Annotated in this window: 19 protein-coding genes; 17 read left to right on the top strand and 2 right to left on the bottom strand. The window is 56.1% G+C overall.

Features of this window, described 5'->3' with window-relative positions; all coding sequences use genetic code 11:
• Positions 1-650: 650 nt before the first annotated feature.
• The 14 genes from lrhA to nuoN all read left to right on the top strand — a co-directional run bounded on the left by lrhA (position 651) and on the right by nuoN (position 17160).
• A complete protein-coding gene (lrhA, locus tag INF77_RS09720) occupies positions 651-1589 on the top strand; it encodes a transcriptional regulator LrhA (RefSeq protein WP_028013934.1) in 939 nt (312 codons plus the stop codon).
• Positions 1590-2219: 630 nt separating this feature from the next.
• On the top strand, positions 2220-2660 hold the full coding sequence (gene nuoA, locus INF77_RS09725; RefSeq protein ID WP_014171000.1) for an NADH-quinone oxidoreductase subunit NuoA: 441 nt from the start codon (positions 2220-2222) through the stop codon (positions 2658-2660).
• A 15-nt stretch (positions 2661-2675) separates the two neighbouring features.
• Entirely contained in the window at positions 2676-3350 is a 675-nt protein-coding gene (gene nuoB, locus INF77_RS09730; RefSeq protein WP_003861482.1) for an NADH-quinone oxidoreductase subunit NuoB, read from the top strand.
• A gap of 89 nt (positions 3351-3439) precedes the next feature.
• Positions 3440-5242, top strand: coding sequence for an NADH-quinone oxidoreductase subunit C/D (gene nuoC, locus INF77_RS09735; RefSeq protein WP_028013933.1), 1803 nt, complete (start codon positions 3440-3442; stop codon positions 5240-5242).
• A 2-nt stretch (positions 5243-5244) separates the two neighbouring features.
• A complete protein-coding gene (nuoE, locus tag INF77_RS09740) occupies positions 5245-5745 on the top strand; it encodes an NADH-quinone oxidoreductase subunit NuoE (protein ID WP_006176513.1) in 501 nt (166 codons plus the stop codon).
• Entirely contained in the window at positions 5742-7079 is a 1338-nt protein-coding gene (gene nuoF / locus INF77_RS09745) for an NADH-quinone oxidoreductase subunit NuoF (RefSeq protein WP_006811381.1), read from the top strand. Before nuoE ends, nuoF begins: the two co-directional genes overlap by 4 nt.
• A 55-nt stretch (positions 7080-7134) precedes the next feature.
• Positions 7135-9858 carry an NADH-quinone oxidoreductase subunit NuoG gene (nuoG, locus tag INF77_RS09750; RefSeq protein ID WP_193532324.1) on the top strand — a complete coding sequence of 908 codons (2724 nt, stop codon included), beginning with the start codon at positions 7135-7137 and terminating at the stop codon, positions 9856-9858.
• Positions 9855-10832, top strand: coding sequence for an NADH-quinone oxidoreductase subunit NuoH (gene nuoH, locus INF77_RS09755; protein WP_008500211.1), 978 nt, complete (start codon positions 9855-9857; stop codon positions 10830-10832). Before nuoG ends, nuoH begins: the two co-directional genes overlap by 4 nt.
• Positions 10833-10845: 13 nt before the next feature.
• On the top strand, positions 10846-11388 hold the full coding sequence (gene nuoI / locus INF77_RS09760) for an NADH-quinone oxidoreductase subunit NuoI (RefSeq protein ID WP_003861491.1): 543 nt from the start codon (positions 10846-10848) through the stop codon (positions 11386-11388).
• A gap of 10 nt (positions 11389-11398) precedes the next feature.
• On the top strand, positions 11399-11953 hold the full coding sequence (nuoJ, locus tag INF77_RS09765; protein WP_008500212.1) for an NADH-quinone oxidoreductase subunit J: 555 nt from the start codon (positions 11399-11401) through the stop codon (positions 11951-11953).
• Entirely contained in the window at positions 11950-12252 is a 303-nt protein-coding gene (nuoK, locus tag INF77_RS09770) for an NADH-quinone oxidoreductase subunit NuoK (RefSeq protein WP_003861496.1), read from the top strand. Before nuoJ ends, nuoK begins: the two co-directional genes overlap by 4 nt.
• Positions 12249-14090 carry an NADH-quinone oxidoreductase subunit L gene (gene nuoL / locus INF77_RS09775; RefSeq protein WP_193532325.1) on the top strand — a complete coding sequence of 614 codons (1842 nt, stop codon included), beginning with the start codon at positions 12249-12251 and terminating at the stop codon, positions 14088-14090. Before nuoK ends, nuoL begins: the two co-directional genes overlap by 4 nt.
• 76 nt (positions 14091-14166) lie before the next feature.
• Positions 14167-15696 carry an NADH-quinone oxidoreductase subunit M gene (gene nuoM / locus INF77_RS09780; RefSeq protein WP_008500214.1) on the top strand — a complete coding sequence of 510 codons (1530 nt, stop codon included), beginning with the start codon at positions 14167-14169 and terminating at the stop codon, positions 15694-15696.
• 6 nt (positions 15697-15702) lie between these two features.
• A complete protein-coding gene (nuoN, locus tag INF77_RS09785; protein ID WP_028013929.1) occupies positions 15703-17160 on the top strand; it encodes an NADH-quinone oxidoreductase subunit NuoN in 1458 nt (485 codons plus the stop codon).
• Positions 17161-17251: 91 nt separating this feature from the next.
• Here nuoN and INF77_RS09790 read toward each other — a convergent pair whose 3' ends face one another.
• Positions 17252-18256, bottom strand: coding sequence for a chemotaxis protein (locus INF77_RS09790; RefSeq protein WP_028013927.1), 1005 nt, complete (start codon positions 18254-18256; stop codon positions 17252-17254).
• A gap of 64 nt (positions 18257-18320) precedes the next feature.
• Positions 18321-19238 (bottom strand): ribonuclease BN, encoded by a 918-nt coding sequence (rbn, locus tag INF77_RS09795; RefSeq protein ID WP_193532326.1) that lies wholly within the window; start codon positions 19236-19238, stop codon positions 18321-18323.
• A 71-nt stretch (positions 19239-19309) separates the two neighbouring features.
• Between rbn and INF77_RS09800 the strand changes: the two genes are divergently transcribed.
• The 3 genes from INF77_RS09800 (at position 19310) to menF (ending at position 21511) form a co-directional block, all read left to right on the top strand.
• On the top strand, positions 19310-19771 hold the full coding sequence (locus INF77_RS09800) for a GNAT family N-acetyltransferase (protein WP_193532327.1): 462 nt from the start codon (positions 19310-19312) through the stop codon (positions 19769-19771).
• Between the two features lie 53 nt (positions 19772-19824).
• A complete protein-coding gene (gene elaB, locus INF77_RS09805; protein ID WP_028013924.1) occupies positions 19825-20130 on the top strand; it encodes a stress response protein ElaB in 306 nt (101 codons plus the stop codon).
• An 85-nt stretch (positions 20131-20215) separates the two neighbouring features.
• The gene (gene menF / locus INF77_RS09810) at positions 20216-21511 is read left to right on the top strand and encodes an isochorismate synthase MenF (RefSeq protein ID WP_193532328.1); all 1296 of its coding nucleotides are present in this window, start codon (positions 20216-20218) and stop codon (positions 21509-21511) included.
• Positions 21512-21540 lie beyond the last annotated feature (29 nt).

The following is a 21540-nucleotide window of genomic DNA, read 5'->3' on the forward strand; positions in this document are numbered from 1 at the left end:
CATTTCGTAAAACCTGAGTGTTGAAGGGACCTTGCAGTAATAGCCCGAAGCGGCTAAAAGTTAATCATGTGAAATTAATGTTAAGTGTTATTAATGAATGACCATAATCTAAATTAAAATTTATTTATTATTAACCAACAAAATGCAACTTTAGTTAATTCTAATAAAATTAGTTTAGAAGCTTAACAAACCTCTTTAATCCCGAATATTGCAATAAGACTTATAAATAAAGTGGATTTGGGTTAAGATGTCTATACGGAAAGCAGTAGAAAGATGCAGTGGTTTTGCATTTTTGAAACTGATTTTCCGATTTAATTGATTGTTATTGTTGGAGTTATCTCTGGCTGGAATGTGTCAAACATCTCCTGCTACGTTGACAGCGCTGCGAAAAAGATGGCAGAAAAAGTGTTACGCCTTTAATGTAATTTACATAACCCTGCGAACATCTAAATATCCTGAACGTTTAAGAGAATAAAAATAACGTCATGAAACGTGCTTTCTGACTGTTGATATAAAGCAGCACAATAACTATCTGTCAGGCAGTCTGCCGGGCCGGGATGCGAGGGAAAACCTTCAGAAGGAATTGCTTAACTGTTACACACAGCTTCAACCCGGGCAGCTCCGCACGAGCAACCTGAAAGTGAATAGATATGATAAATGCAAATCGTCCGATAATGAATCTCGACCTCGATCTGCTGAGAACGTTTGTTGCGGTCGCCGATCTCAACACTTTTGCAGCAGCTGCTGCCGCCGTCTGCCGAACTCAGTCCGCCGTTAGCCAGCAAATGCAGCGGCTGGAGCAACTGGTTGGGAAAGAGCTTTTTGCCCGTCACGGGCGTAATAAGCTCTTAACGGAACACGGTATTCAGCTACTGGGTTATGCCAGGAAAATTCTTCGCTTTAATGATGAAGCATGTATGTCATTAATGTTTAGCAACCTTCAGGGGGTGTTAACCTTAGGGGCATCTGATGAGTCAGCGGATACAATATTGCCGTTTCTTCTCAACCGAATTAGCTCGGTTTATCCGAAGCTTGCGCTGGATGTAAGCGTAAAGCGTAATGCCTTTATGGTTGAGATGTTAAATGAGAACAAGGTCGACCTGGTGGTCACGACGCATCGTCCCGGACAGTTTGATTGTCTGACCTTGCGCACATCGCCAACGCACTGGTATTGCGCAGCGGAATACGTGTTGCAAAAAGGGGAACCCGTACCGCTGGTTTTACTGGACGATCCGAGTCCTTTCCGGGATATGGTGCTTACGGCGTTAAATGAAGCCAACATTCCGTGGCGTCTGGCCTATGTAGCGTCCACGCTGCCCGCGGTGCGTGCCGCCGTGAAAGCGGGTCTTGGCGTAACGGCCCGTCCGGTAGAGATGATGAGCCCCGATCTGCGCGTTCTCGGTAAATCTGATGGTCTCCCAGCACTGCCGGATACCGAGTATCTGCTTTGCCATAACGCGTCCAGTCATAACGAGCTGGCGAAGGTGGTGTTTGAGGCGATGGAAAATTACCATAACCCATGGCAGTTCGAGCATGTTACCTCCGAAGGGGGGGATGATTCCCTCATCGTTGAAGGTGACTTTGAGTGATCAAAAGCTCAAAATTCTGGTAACAAATTGTAAGTGTAAAAAAAAGCCACTCGTGCCGTTTTCGCACGCAGTGGCTTTTTTTTGCCATTATTATCCTCTTTCGTTACAGGGTTTTCATAATTAAAACATACATATCAAGGGAATAAATGCTTCTGCTTAAATCTTGTTCACTTTCCGTTCTTACTTCATCCATAACCCCTTGATGTTAAAAAAGCAGCAAATATGTTGCCGGTTTTTTGGGTGAATTAACAAAAGCGTGTCTCAGATCAAGAAAATACTCCTATTTGGGGGGAGGAATCGTTGGCAAATCCTGTCAAAATAGGAGGGTTATTTTTTTTACTTCCAAAACGGACACGATTCAACAACATGCATTTGACGAAAAGTCAGGTAACCACCAGGGTTAAAGGGCACCAAATGTTAATGAGAATCGCTCGATGTAATTTAATGTGAAGAAACCTTTGTTAAAGTTGACAATAGGTTATAGAAAGGAGTAAAAAACCCCATCATTTTGCTGTCTACGTCTCATTTCAGACAGTTAGTGTAAGGTTATTTGTTCCTCCCCATGAATCGATGTGATGCCCATCTGCCAGCAAGAGCAGTGTCGTCGGTATCACTTTTGATGAGTAAGCAATGAGTATGTCAACATCCACAGAAGTCATCGCTCATCACTGGGCATTCGCAATCTTTCTTATTGTAGCCATTGGCCTGTGCTGCCTGATGTTAGTCGGCGGCTGGTTCCTGGGCGGTCGCGCCCGTGCAAGGCACAAAAACACACCTTTCGAATCAGGTATTGATTCAGTAGGTTCCGCTCGCTTACGCCTGTCTGCCAAGTTCTATCTGGTAGCGATGTTCTTCGTCATCTTTGACGTGGAAGCGCTCTACCTGTTCGCATGGTCGACCTCCATTCGCGAAAGTGGTTGGGTGGGCTTTGTCGAGGCCGCAATTTTCATTTTAGTGCTACTGGCCGGTCTGGTTTATCTGGTGCGTATTGGCGCGCTTGACTGGACGCCTGCGCGTTCACGTCGTGAACACATCAACCCGGAAAACAGTATCTCTAATCGTCAGCAGTAACAGCGAGGCAATAAGATGGATTATACGCTCACCCGCATAGATCCTAACGGTGAGAATGACCGTTACCCCCTGCAAAAACAGGAGATCGTAACCGACCCCCTGGAGCAAGAAGTCAACAAAAGCGTGTACATGGGCAAACTCGAACATGCCATGCACGATATGGTCAACTGGGGTCGTAAGAACTCCATCTGGCCATACAACTTTGGCCTTTCTTGCTGCTACGTTGAAATGGTGACGTCATTCACTGCGGTGCATGACGTTGCGCGTTTTGGGGCCGAGGTACTGCGTGCTTCCCCACGTCAGGCTGACCTGATGGTGGTGGCCGGTACCTGCTTTACCAAAATGGCACCTGTTATTCAGCGTCTGTATGACCAGATGCTGGAGCCAAAATGGGTTATTTCCATGGGCGCATGTGCAAACTCCGGCGGTATGTACGACATTTATTCCGTTGTACAGGGCGTTGATAAGTTCATTCCGGTGGATGTTTACATCCCGGGCTGCCCGCCGCGCCCAGAAGCCTATATGCAGGCGCTGATGCTGCTGCAGGAGTCTATCGGTAAAGAACGTCGCCCACTCTCATGGGTTGTTGGCGATCAGGGTGTCTATCGCGCGAACATGCAGTCCGAGCGCGAGCGTAAACGCGGTGAACGTATTGCCGTCACCAACCTGCGTACGCCTGACGAAATTTAATTTGCGCCTGTAGGCCTGGAGAAAACCTTCGCATATCACTACTCAAATAGCGCGAAGCCAGGCTTAACAGTCACCACGGACCATTTGCAATGGTGAACAATATGACCGACTTAACCGCGCAAGAAGCCGCCTGGCAGACCCGGGATCATCTTGATGACCCCGTTATTGGCGAACTGCGCAACCGTTTTGGGCCGGATGCCTTTACCGTTCAGGCGACCCGCACCGGGGTACCCGTTGTTTGGGTGAAGCGTGAACAATTGCTGGAAGTTGTCGATTTCCTCAAGAAATTGCCAAAACCTTACGTCATGCTGTTTGACTTACACGGCATGGACGAACGTCTGAGAACGCACCGCCAGGGTCTCCCTGCTGCGGATTTTTCCGTTTTCTACCACCTGATCTCAATAGACCGCAACACGGATATCATGCTCAAGGTGGCATTGTCTGAAAACGACATGCATCTGCCGACGATCACCAAACTTTTCCCGAACGCTAACTGGTATGAGCGTGAAACCTGGGAAATGTTCGGCATGACCTTCGACGGCCACCCGCACCTGACGCGCATCATGATGCCGCAGACCTGGACCGGCCACCCGCTGCGTAAAGACTACCCGGCACGTGCGACCGAATTCGATCCGTTTGAGCTGACCAAAGCCAAGCAGGATCTGGAGATGGAAGCGCTGACCTTCAAGCCGGAAGACTGGGGCATGAAGCGCGGTACTGAAAACGAGGACTTCATGTTCCTCAACCTCGGTCCGAACCACCCGTCTGCGCACGGTGCATTCCGTATTATTCTTCAGCTTGATGGCGAAGAGATTGTCGACTGCGTCCCTGACATCGGCTACCACCACCGCGGTGCTGAGAAGATGGGCGAGCGTCAGTCCTGGCACAGCTACATTCCGTATACCGACCGTATTGAGTACCTCGGCGGCTGCGTAAACGAAATGCCATACGTGCTGGCCGTTGAGAAACTGGCAGGCATCACCGTACCGGATCGCGTTAACGTGATTCGCGTTATGCTGTCAGAACTGTTCCGCATCAACAGCCACCTGCTGTACATCTCCACGTTCATTCAGGACGTGGGCGCGATGACCCCGGTCTTCTTCGCCTTTACCGATCGTCAGAAAATCTACGATCTGGTGGAAGCGATTACCGGCTTCCGTATGCACCCGGCCTGGTTCCGTATTGGCGGTGTGGCGCACGATCTGCCGCGCGGCTGGGACCGCCTGCTGCGTGAATTCCTCGACTGGATGCCGAAGCGTCTGGCGTCTTACGAGAAAGCCGCGCTGCGCAACACCATCCTGAAAGGCCGTTCCCAGGGCGTTGCTGCCTATGGCGCGAAAGAAGCGCTGGAGTGGGGGACCACAGGTGCTGGCCTGCGCGCGACCGGTATTGATTTCGACGTGCGTAAAGCCCGTCCTTACTCTGGCTACGAGAACTTCGACTTTGAAGTGCCGGTTGGCGGCGGTGTTTCCGACTGCTACACCCGCGTGATGCTGAAAGTGGAAGAGCTGCGCCAGAGTCTGCGCATCCTCGAGCAGTGCCTCAACAACATGCCGGAAGGCCCGTTCAAGGCGGATCACCCGCTGACGACGCCGCCGCCGAAAGAGCGCACGCTGCAGCATATCGAAACCCTGATCACCCACTTCCTGCAGGTTTCCTGGGGCCCGGTCATGCCGGCGCAAGAATCCTTCCAGATGATTGAAGCGACCAAGGGTATTAACAGTTACTACCTGACCAGCGACGGCAGCACCATGAGCTACCGTACCCGCGTACGTACGCCGAGCTTTGCGCACCTGCAGCAGATCCCGTCCGCCATCCGCGGCAGTCTGGTCTCTGACCTGATTGTGTATCTGGGTAGTATCGATTTTGTTATGTCAGATGTGGACCGCTAATTATGCACGAGAATCAACAACCACAAACCGAGGCTTTTGAGCTGAGTGAAGCAGAGCGTGCCGCCATTGAGCACGAGATGCACCACTACGAAGACCCGCGTGCGGCGTCCATTGAAGCGCTGAAAATCGTACAGAAACAGCGTGGTTGGGTGCCGGATGGGGCGATTTACGAGATCGCAAAAGTGCTGGGCATTCCGGCAAGTGACGTAGAGGGCGTAGCCACGTTCTACAGCCAGATCTTCCGTCAGCCGGTTGGCCGCCATGTGATCCGCTACTGTGACAGCGTCGTCTGCCACATTACCGGCTATCAGGGCATTCAGGCTGCGATTGAGAAAAAGCTCAATATTAAGCCGGGCCAGACCACGTTCGATGGACGCTTTACTCTGCTGCCAACCTGCTGCCTGGGTAACTGCGACAAGGGGCCGACCATGATGATTGATGAGGACACTCACAGCCATCTGACGCCGGAAGCGATTCCTGACCTGCTGGAGCAGTACAAATGAAAACTGTAATTCGTACTGCTGAGACGCATCCGCTGACCTGGCGTCTGCGCGATGACAAACAGCCGGTATGGCTCGACGAATACCAGAGCAAAAACGGCTATGCCGGTGCGCGTAAAGCCCTCGGCGGCATGGCGCCGGACGACATCGTTAATGCGGTGAAAGATTCCGGCCTGAAAGGCCGCGGCGGTGCGGGCTTCTCCACTGGTCTGAAGTGGAGCCTGATGCCAAAAGACGAATCCATGAACATCCGTTACCTGCTGTGTAACGCCGATGAAATGGAGCCAGGCACCTATAAAGACCGCCTGCTGATGGAGCAGCTGCCGCACCTGCTGGTGGAAGGCATGCTGATCTCCGCGTTTGCGCTGAAAGCGTACCGTGGCTACATCTTCCTGCGCGGTGAGTACATCGAAGCGGCAGAAAACCTGCGTCGCGCGATTGCCGAAGCCACCGAAGCCGGCCTTCTGGGTAAAAACATCCTGGGTACCGGGTTTGACTTCGAACTGTTCGTGCACACCGGTGCCGGGCGTTACATCTGCGGTGAAGAAACTGCGCTGATTAACTCCCTGGAAGGCCGCCGTGCGAACCCGCGTTCCAAGCCACCGTTCCCGGCAAGCTCCGGCGTGTGGGGTAAACCGACCTGCGTAAACAACGTCGAAACCCTGTGTAACGTCCCGGCTATCCTCGCCAACGGCGTGGAGTGGTATCAGGGCATCTCCTCAAGCAAAGATGCCGGTACCAAGCTGATGGGCTTCTCCGGTCGCGTTAAAAACCCTGGCGTCTGGGAACTGCCGTTCGGTACCACCGCACGCGAAATTCTTGAAGACTACGCCGGCGGCATGCGCGATGGCCTGAAATTTAAAGCCTGGCAGCCGGGCGGGGCAGGGACGGACTTCCTGACCGAAGCCCACCTTGACCTGCCGATGGAATTCGAAAGCATTGGTAAAGCAGGCAGCCGTCTGGGTACGGCGCTGGCGATGGCCGTCGACCACGAGATCGGCATGGTCTCGCTGGTACGTAACCTGGAAGAGTTCTTTGCCCGTGAGTCCTGCGGCTGGTGTACACCGTGCCGTGACGGTCTGCCGTGGAGCGTGAAGATCCTGCGCGCCATCGAGCGCGGCGAAGGCCAGCCGGGCGATATCGAGACGCTTGAGCAACTGTGTCGATTCTTAGGGCCAGGTAAAACCTTCTGCGCCCACGCACCGGGTGCCGTCGAGCCGCTGCAGAGCGCGATTAAATATTTCCGCGACGAATTCGAAGCAGGCATCAAGCAGCCGTTCAGCAATACCCATTCGATCAATGGTATTCAGCCGAACCTGCTGAAAGCGCGCTGGTAACGACAAGAATTTTGATTAACGCTCGGTTTCGACTGAGCCAACTGGAAGCATGCTAATGGCTACGATTCATGTAGACGGCAAAGAATACGAAGTCAACGGGGCGGACAACCTGCTGGAAGCTTGTCTGTCTCTTGGCCTCGATATTCCGTACTTTTGCTGGCATCCGGCGCTGGGCAGCGTCGGTGCTTGCCGCCAGTGTGCGGTGAAGCAATATCAAAACGCGGAAGACACGCGTGGTCGCCTGGTGATGTCCTGTATGACGCCAGCCGCCGAAGGCACCTTTATTTCGATTGATGACGAAGAAGCCAAACAGTTCCGCGAAAGCGTGGTGGAGTGGTTGATGACCAACCACCCGCACGACTGTCCGGTTTGTGAAGAGGGCGGTAACTGCCACCTTCAGGATATGACCGTGATGACCGGTCACAGCTTCCGTCGCTATCGCTTTACCAAGCGTACCCACCGTAACCAGGATCTGGGGCCGTTCATCTCTCACGAAATGAACCGCTGCATCGCCTGCTACCGCTGCGTGCGTTACTACAAAGACTACGCGGACGGTCAGGATCTGGGCGTCTATGGCGCGCACGACAACGTCTACTTCGGCCGTCCGGAAGACGGCGTGCTGGAGAGCGAATTCTCCGGTAACCTGGTAGAAATCTGTCCGACCGGCGTATTCACGGATAAAACCCACTCCGAGCGTTACAACCGTAAATGGGACATGCAGTTTGCGCCAAGCATCTGCCAGCAGTGTTCCCTCGGCTGTAACACCAGTCCGGGTGAGCGCTACGGCGAACTGCGTCGTATCGAAAACCGTTACAACGGTACCGTTAACCACTACTTCCTGTGCGACCGCGGTCGTTTCGGCTATGGCTATGTGAACCTGAAAGACCGTCCGCGTCAGCCGGTTCAGCGCCGTGGCGACGACGTCATTACCCTGAACGCTGAACAGGCGATGCAGGGCGCGGCAGATATTCTGCGCCAGTCGAAGAAAGTGATCGGTATCGGCTCCCCGCGCGCCAGCATCGAAAGCAACTTCGCGCTGCGCGAGCTGGTCGGGGCGGAAAACTTCTATACCGGTATCGCCCAGGGCGAACAGGAACGTCTTCAGCTTGTACTGAAAGTGCTGCGTGAAGGCGGTATCCATACCCCTGCGCTGCGCGAAATTGAATCCTATGATGCGGTTCTGGTGCTGGGTGAAGACCTGACGCAGACCGGCGCCCGCGCGGCCCTGGCGGTTCGTCAGGCGGTGAAGGGTAAAGCACGTGAAATGGCAGCTGCGCAGAAAGTGGCTGACTGGCAGATTGCGGCGATCCTCAACATCGGTCAGCGCGCGAAGCATCCTCTGTTTGTGACCAACGTCGACAATACCCGTCTGGACGATATCGCGGCGTGGACCTACTGCGCGCCGGTTGAAGACCAGGCGCGTCTTGGCTTTGCCATTGCCCACGCGCTGGACAACAGCTCACCGGCCGTTGAGCTGGATCGCGACCTGCAAAACAAGGTCGACGTGATTGTTCAGGCCCTCGCAGGTGCGAAGAAACCGCTGATTATCTCCGGAACCAACGCCGGAAGCGCGGAGATCATTCAGGCCGCCGCGAACGTTGCCAAAGCCTTGAAAGGCCGCGGTGCAGATGTCGGCGTGACCATGATTGCCCGTGCGGTAAACAGCATCGGTCTCGGCATGATTGGCGGCGGCTCGCTGGAAGAAGCGTTAAGCGAACTGGAATCCGGTGCCGCTGACGCCGTGGTGGTGCTGGAAAACGATCTGCATCGTCATGCGTCTGCCGCTCGCGTTGACGCCGCGCTCTCCAAAGCGCCGCTGGTGATGGTGATTGACCATCAGCGCACCGCGATCATGGACAAAGCGCACCTGGTGCTCTCTGCGGCAAGTTTCGCAGAAAGCGACGGTACCGTTATCAACAACGAAGGCCGCGCCCAGCGTTTCTTCCAGGTTTATGACCCGGCGTACTACGACAGCAACACCGTGATGCTGGAAAGCTGGCGCTGGTTGCACTCCCTGCACAGCACCGTGCAGAGCCGTGAAGTGGACTGGACGCAGCTCGACCACGTTATCGACGCGGTAGTCGAAAAACTGCCTCAGCTGGCAGGCATTAAAGATGCCGCACCTGAAGCAAGCTTCCGCATCCGCGGCCAGAAGCTGGCGCGTGAACCGCACCGCTACAGCGGCCGTACCGCCATGCGCGCCAATATCAGCGTGCACGAACCGCGCCAGCCGCAGGATAAAGACACCATGTTCGCCTTCTCCATGGAAGGGAACAACCAGCCGTCTGCCCCGCGTTCGCAAATCCCGTTCGCATGGGCTCCGGGCTGGAACTCCCCGCAGGCGTGGAACAAGTTCCAGGCTGAAGTGGGCGGATCCCTGCGCCACGGCGATCCGGGCGTGCGTCTGATTGAAGCTTCCGAAACCGGTCTGGACTTCTTCACCACCGTACCGGCGAGCTTCCAGGCGCAGGACGGTAGCTGGCGTATTGCCCCGTACTACCATCTGTTCGGTAGCGACGAGCTGTCCCAGCGTTCACCGGTCTTCCAGACCCGTATGCCGCAGCCGTACATCAAGCTCAACCCGGCGGATGCTGCGAAGCTTGGCGTGAACGCGGGTGCGAACATCGCCTTTAGCTATGACGGCCAGACCATCAGCCTGCCGCTGATTATTTCTGAAAATCTGACAGCAGGGCAGGTCGGTCTGCCGATGGGTATGCCTGGCATCGCGCCGGTTCTGGCGGGTGCGCGTCTTGATAATCTGCAGGAGGCAAAAGCATGAGTTGGTTAACGCCGGATCTTATCGACATCCTGCTGAGCATTCTGAAAGCGATTGTGATCCTGCTGGTGGTGGTCACCTGCGGCGCGTTCATGAGCTTTGGTGAACGTCGTCTTCTCGGTCTGTTCCAGAACCGTTACGGACCGAACCGCGTGGGCTGGGGTGGTTCACTCCAGCTGGTCGCGGACATGATCAAGATGTTCTTTAAAGAGGACTGGATCCCGCGCTTCTCTGATCGCGTGATCTTTACTCTGGCACCGATGATCGCCTTCACCTCGCTGCTGCTGGCGTTTGCTATCGTTCCGGTCAGCCCGACCTGGGTGGTCGCTGACCTGAACATCGGCATTCTGTTCTTCCTGATGATGGCTGGTCTCGCGGTTTACGCGGTCCTGTTCGCAGGCTGGTCCAGTAACAACAAATACTCGCTGCTGGGTGCGATGCGTGCTTCCGCGCAGACGCTGAGCTACGAAGTGTTCCTGGGGCTCTCCCTGATGGGCGTGGTGGCGCAGGCCGGTTCATTCAACATGACCGACATCGTCAACAATCAGGCCGACATCTGGAACGTGATTCCGCAGTTCTTTGGGTTTATTACCTTTGCTATCGCGGGCGTGGCCGTGTGTCACCGTCACCCGTTTGACCAGCCGGAAGCCGAACAGGAACTGGCCGACGGTTACCACATTGAATATTCCGGCATGAAGTTCGGTCTGTTCTTTGTGGGCGAGTACATCGGTATCGTCACCATTTCCGCGTTGATGGTAACGCTGTTCTTTGGTGGCTGGCATGGCCCGTTCTTACCGCCGTTCATCTGGTTCGCGCTGAAAACCGCGTTCTTCATGATGATGTTCATTTTGATTCGCGCAGCGTTACCGCGTCCACGTTATGACCAGGTAATGTCCTTCGGCTGGAAAGTGTGCCTGCCGCTGACGCTCGTCAACTTGTTGGTAACGGCAGCTGTCATTCTCTGGCAGCAGCCATAAGGGGCTATAGACCATGACCTTAAAAGAATTACTGGTAGGTTTCGGTACCCAGGTACGCAGTATCTGGATGATCGGCCTGCACGCGTTTGCTAAACGCGAAACCCGGATGTACCCGGAAGAGCCGGTATATCTGCCGCCGCGCTACCGTGGCCGTATCGTGCTGACGCGCGACCCGGACGGTTCCGAGCGCTGCGTTGCCTGTAACCTGTGTGCGGTAGCGTGTCCGGTCGGCTGTATCTCTCTGCAGAAAGCCGAGACGGTAGACGGCCGCTGGTACCCTGAGTTCTTCCGCATCAACTTCTCACGCTGCATCTTCTGCGGTCTGTGTGAAGAAGCGTGCCCAACCACGGCGATTCAGCTGACTCCAGACTTCGAGTTGGGTGAGTACAAGCGTCAGGACCTGGTGTACGAGAAAGAGGATCTGCTGATTTCCGGTCCGGGCAAATACCCGGAATATAACTTCTACCGGATGGCGGGTATGGCAATCGACGGCAAAGATAAGGGCGAAGCAGAGAACGAAGCTAAGCCTATCGACGTCAAGAGCCTGTTACCGTAAGGAGAGGGCAATGGAATTCGCTTTTTATATCTGTGGCCTTATCGCCATCCTGGCTACGCTGCGAGTGATTACGCACACCAATCCGGTGCATGCGCTGCTGTACTTAATCATTTCGCTGCTGGCTATTTCCGGGGTGTTCTTCGCACTGGGCGCGCACTTCGCCGGTGCGCTGGAGATCATCGTTTACGCCGGGGCCATCATGGTGCTGTTCGTGTTCGTCGTGATGATGCTGAACCTGGGCGGCTCTGAAATTGAGCAGGAACGTCAGTGGTTAAAACCGCAGGTGTGGATTGGCCCGGCAATTTTGTCGGCCATCATGCTGGTGGTGATCGTTTACGCCATTCTGGGCGTGAACGATCAGGGCATCGACGGCACGCCAATTGGTGCGAAAGAGGTGGGTATCACGCTCTTTGGCCCATACGTTCTGGCGGTGGAACTGGCCTCAATGCTGCTGCTGGCAGGCCTGGTTGTGGCTTTCCACGTTGGCCGCGAAGAGCGTGCTGGCGAGGTGCTGAGCAACCGCACTGACGACCGCGCGAAAAGAAAAACGGAGGAGCGCGCATGATCCCCTTAACACATGGACTGATCCTCGCTGCGATTTTATTCGTTCTGGGTCTGACCGGTCTGGTTATCCGCCGCAATCTGCTGTTTATGCTGATCGGCCTGGAAATCATGATTAACGCCTCCGCGCTGGCCTTCGTGGTCGCCGGAAGCTACTGGGGCCAGACCGATGGTCAGGTGATGTACATTCTCGCCATCAGCCTCGCGGCTGCTGAAGCGAGTATTGGCCTGGCGCTGTTGCTGCAGCTCCATCGTCGCCGCCAGAATCTGAACATCGATTCAGTAAGTGAGTTGCGTGGATGAACATGCTTGCCTTAACCATTATTTTTCCGCTGATTGGCTTCGTGCTGCTGGCGTTTTCTCGCGGCCGCTGGTCTGAGAATCTGTCCGCGACCGTTGGCATGGGCTCTGTCGGCCTGGCCGCGCTGGTCACAGCGTATGCGGGTATCGACTTCTTTAACAACGGACGCCAGCCTTTCAGCGTGCCGCTGTGGACCTGGATGTCGGTCGGTGATTTCAACATCGGTTTCAACCTGGTGCTGGACGGTCTCTCGCTGACCATGCTCTCCGTGGTCACCGGCGTCGGCTTCCTGATCCACATGTTTGCCTCCTGGTATATGCGCGGTGAAGAGGGTTACTCCCGCTTCTTCGCCTACACCAACCTGTTTATTGCCAGCATGGTCGTTCTGGTGCTGGCCGATAACCTGCTGCTGATGTATCTGGGCTGGGAAGGCGTGGGCCTGTGCTCTTACCTGCTGATCGGTTTCTACTATACCGATCCGAAGAATGGCGCAGCGGCCATGAAAGCGTTCGTCGTGACCCGCGTGGGTGACGTGTTCCTCGCTTTCGCGCTGTTCATTCTCTACAACGAACTGGGCACGCTGAACTTCCGCGAAATGGTGGAACTGGCGCCAGCACACTTCGCCGCAGGCAACAACATGCTGTGGTGGGCAACGCTGATGCTGCTGGGTGGTGCCGTGGGTAAATCCGCGCAGCTGCCGCTGCAGACATGGCTGGCCGACGCGATGGCGGGTCCAACCCCTGTCTCCGCGCTGATCCACGCTGCGACCATGGTAACCGCCGGTGTTTACCTGATTGCGCGTACCCATGGCCTGTTCCTGATGACCCCGGAAATTCTGCATCTGGTGGGTATCGTCGGTGCGGTCACGCTGGTGCTGGCAGGCTTTGCCGCGCTGGTTCAGACCGACATCAAGCGCGTTCTCGCGTACTCCACCATGAGCCAGATTGGTTACATGTTCCTGGCGCTGGGTGTTCAGGCGTGGGACGCGGCCATTTTCCACCTGATGACGCACGCGTTCTTCAAAGCGCTGCTATTCCTCTCATCCGGTTCGGTGATTCTGGCCTGCCATCACGAGCAGAACATCTTCAAGATGGGCGGACTGCGTAAGTCCATCCCGCTGGTCTACGTCTGCTTCCTGGTGGGCGGCGCGGCGCTGGCGGCACTGCCGCTGATCACCGCGGGCTTCTTCAGTAAGGACGAAATCCTTGCGGGTGCCATGGCGAATGGTCATATCAATCTGATGGTTGCGGGTCTGGTCGGTGCGTTCATGACCTCCCTGTATACCTTCCGTATGATTTTCATCGTATTCCACGGTAAAGAACAAATTCACGCTCACGCAGGGAAGGGGATTACCCACCACCTGCCGTTGATTGTGCTGCTGGTACTCTCCACCTTCGTTGGCGCGATGATTGTGCCACCGCTGCAGGGCGTACTGCCGGCGACAACCGAGCTTGAGCACGGTCGCGTTCTGACGCTTGAAATCACCTCCGGTGTGGTCGCTATCGCGGGTATCCTGATTGCAGCATGGCTGTGGCTGGGCAAACGTACGCTGGTCACTGCCGTGGCCAACAGTGCGCCGGGCCGCCTGCTGGGCACCTGGTGGTACAACGCGTGGGGCTTCGACTGGCTGTACGACATGATCTTCGTTAAGCCGTTCCTGGGCGTTGCGTGGCTGCTGAAGCGCGACCCGCTGAACAGCCTGATGAACATCCCGGCGATCCTCTCCCGCTTTGCAGGTAAAGGCCTGCTATACAGCGAGAACGGTTACCTGCGCTGGTATGTGGCGTCCATGAGCATCGGTGCGGTTGTCGTGCTGGCGCTGCTGATGGTATTGCGTTGATCGTTAAGTGAATTTTATTCGAATTCGTTGAAAATCAGGCCCCTGCTGGGGGCCTTAAAAAGGAATGTAAATCGCCATGTTACTACCCTGGCTAATATTAATTCCCTTCATCGGCGGCTTCCTGTGCTGGCAAACCGAACGCTTTGGCGTGAAGATGCCGCGCTGGATCGCGCTGATCACCATGGGATTGACGCTCGCGCTTGGCCTGCAACTGTGGTTGCAGGGCGGTTACTCACTGACCCAGTCTGCGGGCATTCCGCAGTGGCAGTCTGAGTTCATCCTGCCGTGGATCCCGCGTTTCGGCATTACGATCCACCTGGCGATTGACGGTCTGTCGCTGCTGATGGTGGTGCTGACCGGTCTGCTCGGCGTTCTGGCGGTACTCTGCTCCTGGCGAGAAATCGAAAAATACCAGGGCTTCTTCCACCTGAACCTGATGTGGATCCTGGGCGGCGTGATCGGCGTGTTCCTTGCCATCGACATGTTCCTGTTCTTCTTCTTCTGGGAGATGATGCTGGTGCCGATGTACTTCCTGATCGCGCTGTGGGGCCACAAGGCGTCCGACGGTAAAACGCGTATCACGGCGGCAACCAAGTTCTTCATCTATACCCAGGCGAGCGGTCTGGTAATGCTGATTGCCATTCTGGCGCTGGTGTTCGTTCATCACAACGCAACCGGCACCTGGACCTTCAACTACGAAGACCTGCTGAAGACCCCGATGTCACACGGCGTTGAATACCTGCTGATGCTGGGCTTCTTCATTGCCTTCGCGGTGAAAATGCCGGTGGTTCCTCTGCACGGCTGGCTGCCAGACGCGCACTCCCAGGCACCAACGGCGGGTTCCGTTGACCTGGCGGGCATCCTGCTGAAAACGGCGGCCTACGGTCTGCTGCGTTTCGCACTGCCGCTGTTCCCGAATGCCTCCGCGGAGTTCGCACCGATTGCCATGTGGCTGGGTGTGATCGGTATCTTCTACGGTGCCTGGATGGCCTTCACGCAATACGACATCAAGCGTCTGATTGCTTATACCTCCGTTTCCCACATGGGCTTCGTGCTGATTGCTATCTACACCGGCAGCCAGCTGGCGTACCAGGGCGCGGTGATCCAGATGATTGCGCACGGTCTGTCCGCAGCCGGTCTCTTCATCCTGTGCGGCCAGCTGTACGAACGTCTGCATACCCGCGACATGCGTATGATGGGCGGTCTGTGGAGCAAAATTAAATGGCTGCCAGCGCTCTCCATGTTCTTCGCGGTGGCTACCCTGGGGATGCCGGGCACCGGTAACTTCGTCGGCGAATTCATGATTCTGTTCGGCAGCTTCAAAGTGGTACCGGTGATTACCGTGATCTCCACCTTTGGTCTGGTGTTTGCTTCCGTGTACTCGCTGGCGATGCTGCACCGCGCTTACTTCGGTAAAGCGAAGAGCGAAATTGCTGCACAAGAACTGCCGGGGATGTCGCTGCGTGAGCTGTTCATCATCCTGCTGCTGGTCGTACTGCTGGTGCTGTTGGGCTTCTTCCCACAGCCGATTCTGGATACCTCGCACAGCGCGATGGGCAATATCCAGCAGTGGTTTGTTAATTCTGTTTCTACTACAAGGCCGTAATTCGCCATGACAATAACTCCACAACAACTGATCGCGCTGCTACCGCTGCTGATCGTCGGATTGACGGTGGTGGTTGTGATGCTCTCCATTGCGTGGCGACGCAATCACTTCCTGAATGCCACGCTGTCGGTCATCGGCCTGAATGCCGCGTTAGTCTCACTCTGGTTTGTTGGCCAGGGCGGGGCGATGGACGTCACGCCGCTGATGCGCGTTGACGGTTACGCCATGCTCTACACCGGGCTGGTGCTGCTGGCGAGCCTGGCAACCTGTACCTTTGCTTACCCGTGGCTTGAAGGCTACAACGACAACAAAGAAGAGTTTTACCTGCTGGTTCTGATTGCCGCGCTGGGCGGTATTCTGCTGGCGAATGCCAACCATCTTGCCGCGCTGTTCCTCGGTATTGAGCTGATCTCTCTGCCGCTGTTCGGCCTGATTGGTTACGCCTTCCGTCAGAAGCGCTCTCTGGAAGCGAGCATCAAGTACACCATTCTGTCTGCTGCCGCGTCGTCCTTCCTGCTGTTTGGTATTGCGCTGCTGTACGCACAGTCCGGTAACCTCTCCTTCATGGCGCTCGGCAAGAGCCTCGGCGACGGCATGCTGCATGAGCCGCTGCTGCTGGCGGGTCTGGGCATGATGATCGTTGGCCTCGGCTTCAAGCTCTCTCTGGTTCCGTTCCACCTGTGGACGCCAGACGTATACCAGGGGGCGCCTGCTCCGGTGTCGACCTTCCTGGCGACGGCGAGCAAGATCGCTATCTTCGGTGTGGTCATGCGTCTGTTCCTGTACGCGCCGGTGGGTGATAGTGAAGCCGTTCGCGTGGTGCTGGGCATCATCGCGTTCGTCTCCATCATCTTCGGTAACCTGATGGCGCTGAGCCAGACCAACATCAAGCGTCTGCTGGGCTACTCGTCTATCTCTCATCTGGGCTACCTGCTGGTGGCGCTGATTGCGCTGCAGAGCGGTGAGATGTCGATGGAAGCCGTAGGCGTGTATCTGGCCGGTTACCTGTTCAGCAGCCTCGGCGCCTTCGGTGTGGTGAGCCTGATGTCCAGCCCGTACCGTGGTCCGGATGCCGATTCACTGTTCTCCTACCGTGGTCTGTTCTGGCACCGTCCAATTCTGTCCGCGGTAATGACCGTGATGATGCTCTCTCTGGCGGGTATCCCGATGACGCTGGGCTTTATCGGTAAGTTCTACGTGCTGGCCGTCGGTGTGCAGGCGCACCTGTGGTGGCTGACTGCCGGTGTCGTTATCGGCTCCGCGATTGGTCTGTACTACTACCTGCGTGTGGCCGTGAGCCTGTACCTGAGCGCGCCTCAGCAGCTCAACCGTGATGCTCCAGGCAACTGGCAGTACAGCGCCGGTGGTATCGTAGTGCTTATCTCCGCGCTGCTGGTGCTGATCTTCGGTATCTATCCGCAGCCGCTGATTGATATCGTGCAGCGAGCGATGCCATTAATGTAAAAACAAAAAACCCGCCTCGGCGGGTTTTTTATGGTTTGCGCCCTCTCCCTGTGGGAGAGGGATGGGGTGAGGGCACCAGCCCGCACAGGACCTAAGCCAGCTGCTTCCTGCTTATAAGCGGCCCGCCAATCTTCTTCATCGAACGATCCAGCACTTCCTCAATCACCGACGAGAGCTCGTTCAGCTCAAACTTCGCCACGTACCCGTCCGCCTTCACCTTGCGAATATGATCTTCGTTGGCGTTGCCGGAAAGGGAGGAGTGGATCACCACCGGAATATCTTTCAGAACCGGGTCGGTTTTGATTTTGCGCGTCAGCGTAAATCCGTCCATCTCCGGCATTTCGAGGTCGGTCAGCACCAGCGCGATCTTATCGGTGATCGGCACGCCCTCAGCCTGCGCCTGTGCGGCCAGGACGCCAATTTTTTCCCACGCGTCTTTGCCGGTGATGTGCAGCTGCGCTGGGATCTCCATCGCCTGCAGACCTTTCTCCAGCATCGAACGCGCCACTTTGGAATCTTCCGCCACAATCGCGACTGCGCCCGGCTTGATGTTGAACTTGGTGGTTTTCAGATTGGTGGCGTGCAGATCGTGGTTGGCTGGGGTGATGTCATAGAGGATCTGCTCAACGTCCAGCACCATCGCCAGATCGTTGGTATCCGTTTTCTCATCCAGGCAGGCAATGCTGGTGATATAGCGGCCGCTGACGGCGGTCTCCGCCGCGTGCACCTGCTTCCAGTCCAGACGCATGATGTTTTCAACCGACTCCACGGCAAAGGCCTGCACGCTGCGGGCATATTCGGTGATAAGCAGGATGTTCAGCCCGGTGGTAGGCTTACAGCCCGCCACGGCGGCCAGGTCGATCACCGGGATCACCTGATCGCGAATATTCACCATCCCCATCAGCGGTGATTTCATCCCGGCGGGTTTTGTGAATTCCGGCATCGGCACAATTTCACGCAGCTTAAAGACGTTAATGCCAAACAGCTCGGATTTATTTTCGTTCAGAGAGGTGCCAAGACGGAACAGCAACAATTCAAAACGGTTCGACAGGGTGAGATTCGCCCTGTCATCAATATCTTTCTGGAAATTATCCATTCTACCCTCGAGAGAAATGCTGACCTTTTAATCGTTATCGGCATTCTGAGAGAAAAATGAAGGGCTAAACGCTGACCTTAGCGAAATCTTCGGCCAGCTCGCACGCCGGGAACACCGCCAGGCACTCTGCCAGCAGGCTTGCACACCCCCGCGCGTCGTAGCGGGAACTGACGTGAGTGACGATCAGCCTCCCGACGCCTGCGTAGCGGGCAAGCTGCGCCGCCTGACGCGTTGAGCTATGGCCGCGGCCGTTGGCTTTCTCTTCCATCGCCGTTTCCAGCGTGGCTTCGTGCACCATCACGTCAACGCCCCGGGCAAGCTGAAGGGCGGCAGGGCACGGGGCCGTGTCGCCAAAGATAGCCAGCTTCTTGCCCGGCTCGGGCGCGGCGAGATAATCCTGACCGTTGATGACGCGACCGCCCTCCAGCGTGACGGTCTCGCCGTGCTTCAGGCGCTGGAACAGCGGTCCGGGTTTTACGCCAGCGGCCATCAGCGCGGCGGCGTCCAGCGCGCCGGGTTTGTCATGCGCTTCAATGCGATAGCCATAGCACTCAACGGGATGATTCAGCGGCTGCGCGCTAACCTTATAATCACCGTCATCGAAAACCAGGCCTTCGCTAATCTCAACGATCTCCAGCGGATAATCCGTCCATGATCCGCTCAGGCGCAGCGCGGTTTCAACAAATTCACGCACACCCGCAGGCCCGTAAATCGTCAGCGGATTGGCGTTGCCGGCCATGGAGCGGCTGCACAGCAGGCCCGGCAGGCCAAACAGATGGTCGCCGTGCAGGTGAGTAATAAAAATTTTATCCAGCTTGCCGGGGTGATACGCGGTGTGCAGCAGCTGATGCTGCGTCCCTTCACCGCAGTCAAACAGCCACAGCCCGCCGCGGGTGGGGTGCTTAAGATCCAGCAGAATTGCCGTCACGTTTCGTGAGCGGGTTGGCACGCCAGCGGACGTACCCAGAAAAATCAGTTCCATAACGCAATCAGCCCTTTGCCGAACGGGGAGGGGTTTAGTATAACGTGGTGAACCCCAGGAAGGAGAAAGAGATGATCCAGTGGCAAGATTTACATCATAGTGAGCTCACCGTTCATTCGCTCTACGCGCTGCTTAAACTGCGCTGCGAAGTGTTTGTGGTTGAACAGACGTGCCCGTATCAGGACATCGACGGCGATGACCTCGTTGGCGAAAACCGCCATATCCTCGGCTGGAAGGATAACGAGCTGGTGGCGTATGCGAGGATTCTGAAAAGCGAGGACGATGTCGAGCCCGTGGTGATAGGCCGCGTCATTATCAGCGGTCACGCGCGGGGTGAAAAACTGGGCTATCAGCTGATGGAAAAAACGCTGGAGTCATGCCAGAAACAGTGGCCGGACAAGGCGTTATACCTGGGCGCGCAGGCGCACCTGCAATCCTTCTACGGTCATTTCGGTTTTATGCCGGTCACCGACATCTACGTCGAAGACGGTATTCCGCACATCGGCATGGCGCGGGAAGCGAAACAGGCGTAATGGCGCGTCGTTGTCTATAGTTAGCGGACTGGTGTACTAACATGGAGAAAAATATGTCATTTCAATCCTGGGATACCCGTATCGACGACGACCTGACCTTACTGAGCGAAACGCTGGAAGAGGTGTTACGTTCCTCGGGCGACCCTGCCGATCAGAAATATATCGAGCTGAAAGCCCGTGCCGAGCAGGCGCTCCACGACGTTAAAAACCGCGTCAGCCATGCGTCTGATACATACTACTACCGCGCCAAAAAAGCGGTTTATCGTGCCGATGATTACGTCCATGAAAAACCGTGGCAGGGCATTGGGGTGGGCGCAGCCGTAGGGCTGGTGCTGGGGCTGCTGCTGGCCCGTCGTTAAGCCGTTTAACCACTCCCTATACGTGGGTACTGATATTTCTTATGGTACCCCGTATAATATGAGGTTTTAACAGGGAGAGGTTCGCGTGAATTCGATTTTCCTCGCGCTGGAACAATTGCGTAGCCATCTTTCGCAAGCGTTACCTGCCACATCCGGCCTGCGTCATTTCGACGTCTCTTTCCCGTTAAACGATGCCTTCGATCCCCTTGCCTGGCTGGGCGAGCAGCAGTGCTATCCCCAGTTTTATTGGCAACAGCGTAACGGCGATGAAGAGCTGGCCGCGCTGGGAGCGGTCGTCCAATTCTCCTCTCTGGCGTTAGCCTCGCAGTTTTTAAGTGCGCAACACGGCCCTGAAGATACCCGAATCTGCGGCCTGAACGCGTTTAACCCGGAGCAGGGCAGCCTCTTTTTACCGCGTCTGCTGTGGCGACGTACCGCTGGCAACGCCACGTTGCGTCTGCAGCTGTGGAGCGACAGCTCGCTTGAGGACGATGCCGACACCGCGCGGGCGTTCTTACAGCAACTGCTTCCCGCCAGACCGATCCGTCCGCTCTCCGTGCAGGTTGAGCGCGAAACCCATCACCCGGAAAAACCGCAATGGCTTAGCCTTATCGGCAAAGCGACAGAGACGATTGCACGAGGTGATTTCGAAAAGGTCGTTCTCGCCCGAGCCACCGACCTGCAGTGTAAACAGCGCGTTAACCCCGTCGCGCTGATGGCCGCCAGCCGCGCCCTGAATTTAAACTGCTATCATTTCTGCATGATATTCGACGCCACCAACGCGTTTCTCGGCTCCACGCCCGAGCGTCTCTGGCGGCGGCGCGGTAAGCTGCTGCGCACCGAAGCGCTGGCGGGCACCGTCGCCAGCCATACTGACGATAAACAGGCGCAGCGTCTGGGCGAGTGGCTGTTGAATGACGATAAAAACCAGCGCGAAAATATGCTGGTGGTGGAAGATATCTGCCAGCGTCTTCAACACCATACGCAGACGCTTGAGGTGTTGCCGGCTCAGGTCGTCCGCCTGCGCAAAGTGCAGCACTTACGCCGCTGTATCTGGACCGAGCTCAAGCAGGCCGACGATGAGCTGTGCCTGCACGTGCTACAGCCGACGGCGGCGGTTGCCGGGCTTCCGCGACAGCCAGCGCGCGAGTTTATTCAGCACGTTGAACCTTTTAACCGCGAGTGGTACGCCGGTTCGGCCGGGTATTTATCCCCCGAACAAAGCGAATTCTGCGTGGCGCTGCGCTCGGCGCGCGTACAGGAAGACGCTCTGCGGCTTTACGCCGGAGCGGGCATTGTCAGCGGCTCTGACCCGGAGCAGGAGTGGCAGGAGATCGAAAACAAAGCCGCCGGATTGCGCTCTCTGCTCCTAAGGGATTAATACTGATTCGCGCAATCCCGATTCATATC

The sequence above is a fragment of the Enterobacter cloacae complex sp. P1B genome, assembly GCF_014982345.1.
GTDB classification, from domain to species: domain Bacteria; phylum Pseudomonadota; class Gammaproteobacteria; order Enterobacterales; family Enterobacteriaceae; genus Enterobacter; species Enterobacter bugandensis.

Bases quoted from the DNA above. Each gene is read 5' to 3' on its own strand.
- nuoE (WP_006176513.1), top strand. From the start codon at position 5,245: ATGCACGAGAATCAACAACCACAAACCGAGGCTTTTGAGCTGAGTGAA.
- nuoK (WP_003861496.1), top strand. From the start codon at position 11,950: ATGATCCCCTTAACACATGGACTGATCCTCGCTGCGATTTTATTCGTT.
- nuoI (WP_003861491.1), top strand. From the start codon at position 10,846: ATGACCTTAAAAGAATTACTGGTAGGTTTCGGTACCCAGGTACGCAGT.
- nuoG (WP_193532324.1), top strand. From the start codon at position 7,135: ATGGCTACGATTCATGTAGACGGCAAAGAATACGAAGTCAACGGGGCG.
- nuoC (WP_028013933.1), top strand. From the start codon at position 3,440: ATGGTGAACAATATGACCGACTTAACCGCGCAAGAAGCCGCCTGGCAG.
- nuoL (WP_193532325.1), top strand. From the start codon at position 12,249: ATGAACATGCTTGCCTTAACCATTATTTTTCCGCTGATTGGCTTCGTG.
- nuoM (WP_008500214.1), top strand. From the start codon at position 14,167: ATGTTACTACCCTGGCTAATATTAATTCCCTTCATCGGCGGCTTCCTG.
- rbn (WP_193532326.1), bottom strand. From the start codon at position 19,238: ATGGAACTGATTTTTCTGGGTACGTCCGCTGGCGTGCCAACCCGCTCA.
- nuoA (WP_014171000.1), top strand. From the start codon at position 2,220: ATGAGTATGTCAACATCCACAGAAGTCATCGCTCATCACTGGGCATTC.
- nuoF (WP_006811381.1), top strand. From the start codon at position 5,742: ATGAAAACTGTAATTCGTACTGCTGAGACGCATCCGCTGACCTGGCGT.
- nuoH (WP_008500211.1), top strand. From the start codon at position 9,855: ATGAGTTGGTTAACGCCGGATCTTATCGACATCCTGCTGAGCATTCTG.
- INF77_RS09790 (WP_028013927.1), bottom strand. From the start codon at position 18,256: ATGGATAATTTCCAGAAAGATATTGATGACAGGGCGAATCTCACCCTG.
- elaB (WP_028013924.1), top strand. From the start codon at position 19,825: ATGTCATTTCAATCCTGGGATACCCGTATCGACGACGACCTGACCTTA.
- INF77_RS09800 (WP_193532327.1), top strand. From the start codon at position 19,310: ATGATCCAGTGGCAAGATTTACATCATAGTGAGCTCACCGTTCATTCG.
- nuoN (WP_028013929.1), top strand. From the start codon at position 15,703: ATGACAATAACTCCACAACAACTGATCGCGCTGCTACCGCTGCTGATC.
- nuoJ (WP_008500212.1), top strand. From the start codon at position 11,399: ATGGAATTCGCTTTTTATATCTGTGGCCTTATCGCCATCCTGGCTACG.
- lrhA (WP_028013934.1), top strand. From the start codon at position 651: ATGATAAATGCAAATCGTCCGATAATGAATCTCGACCTCGATCTGCTG.
- nuoB (WP_003861482.1), top strand. From the start codon at position 2,676: ATGGATTATACGCTCACCCGCATAGATCCTAACGGTGAGAATGACCGT.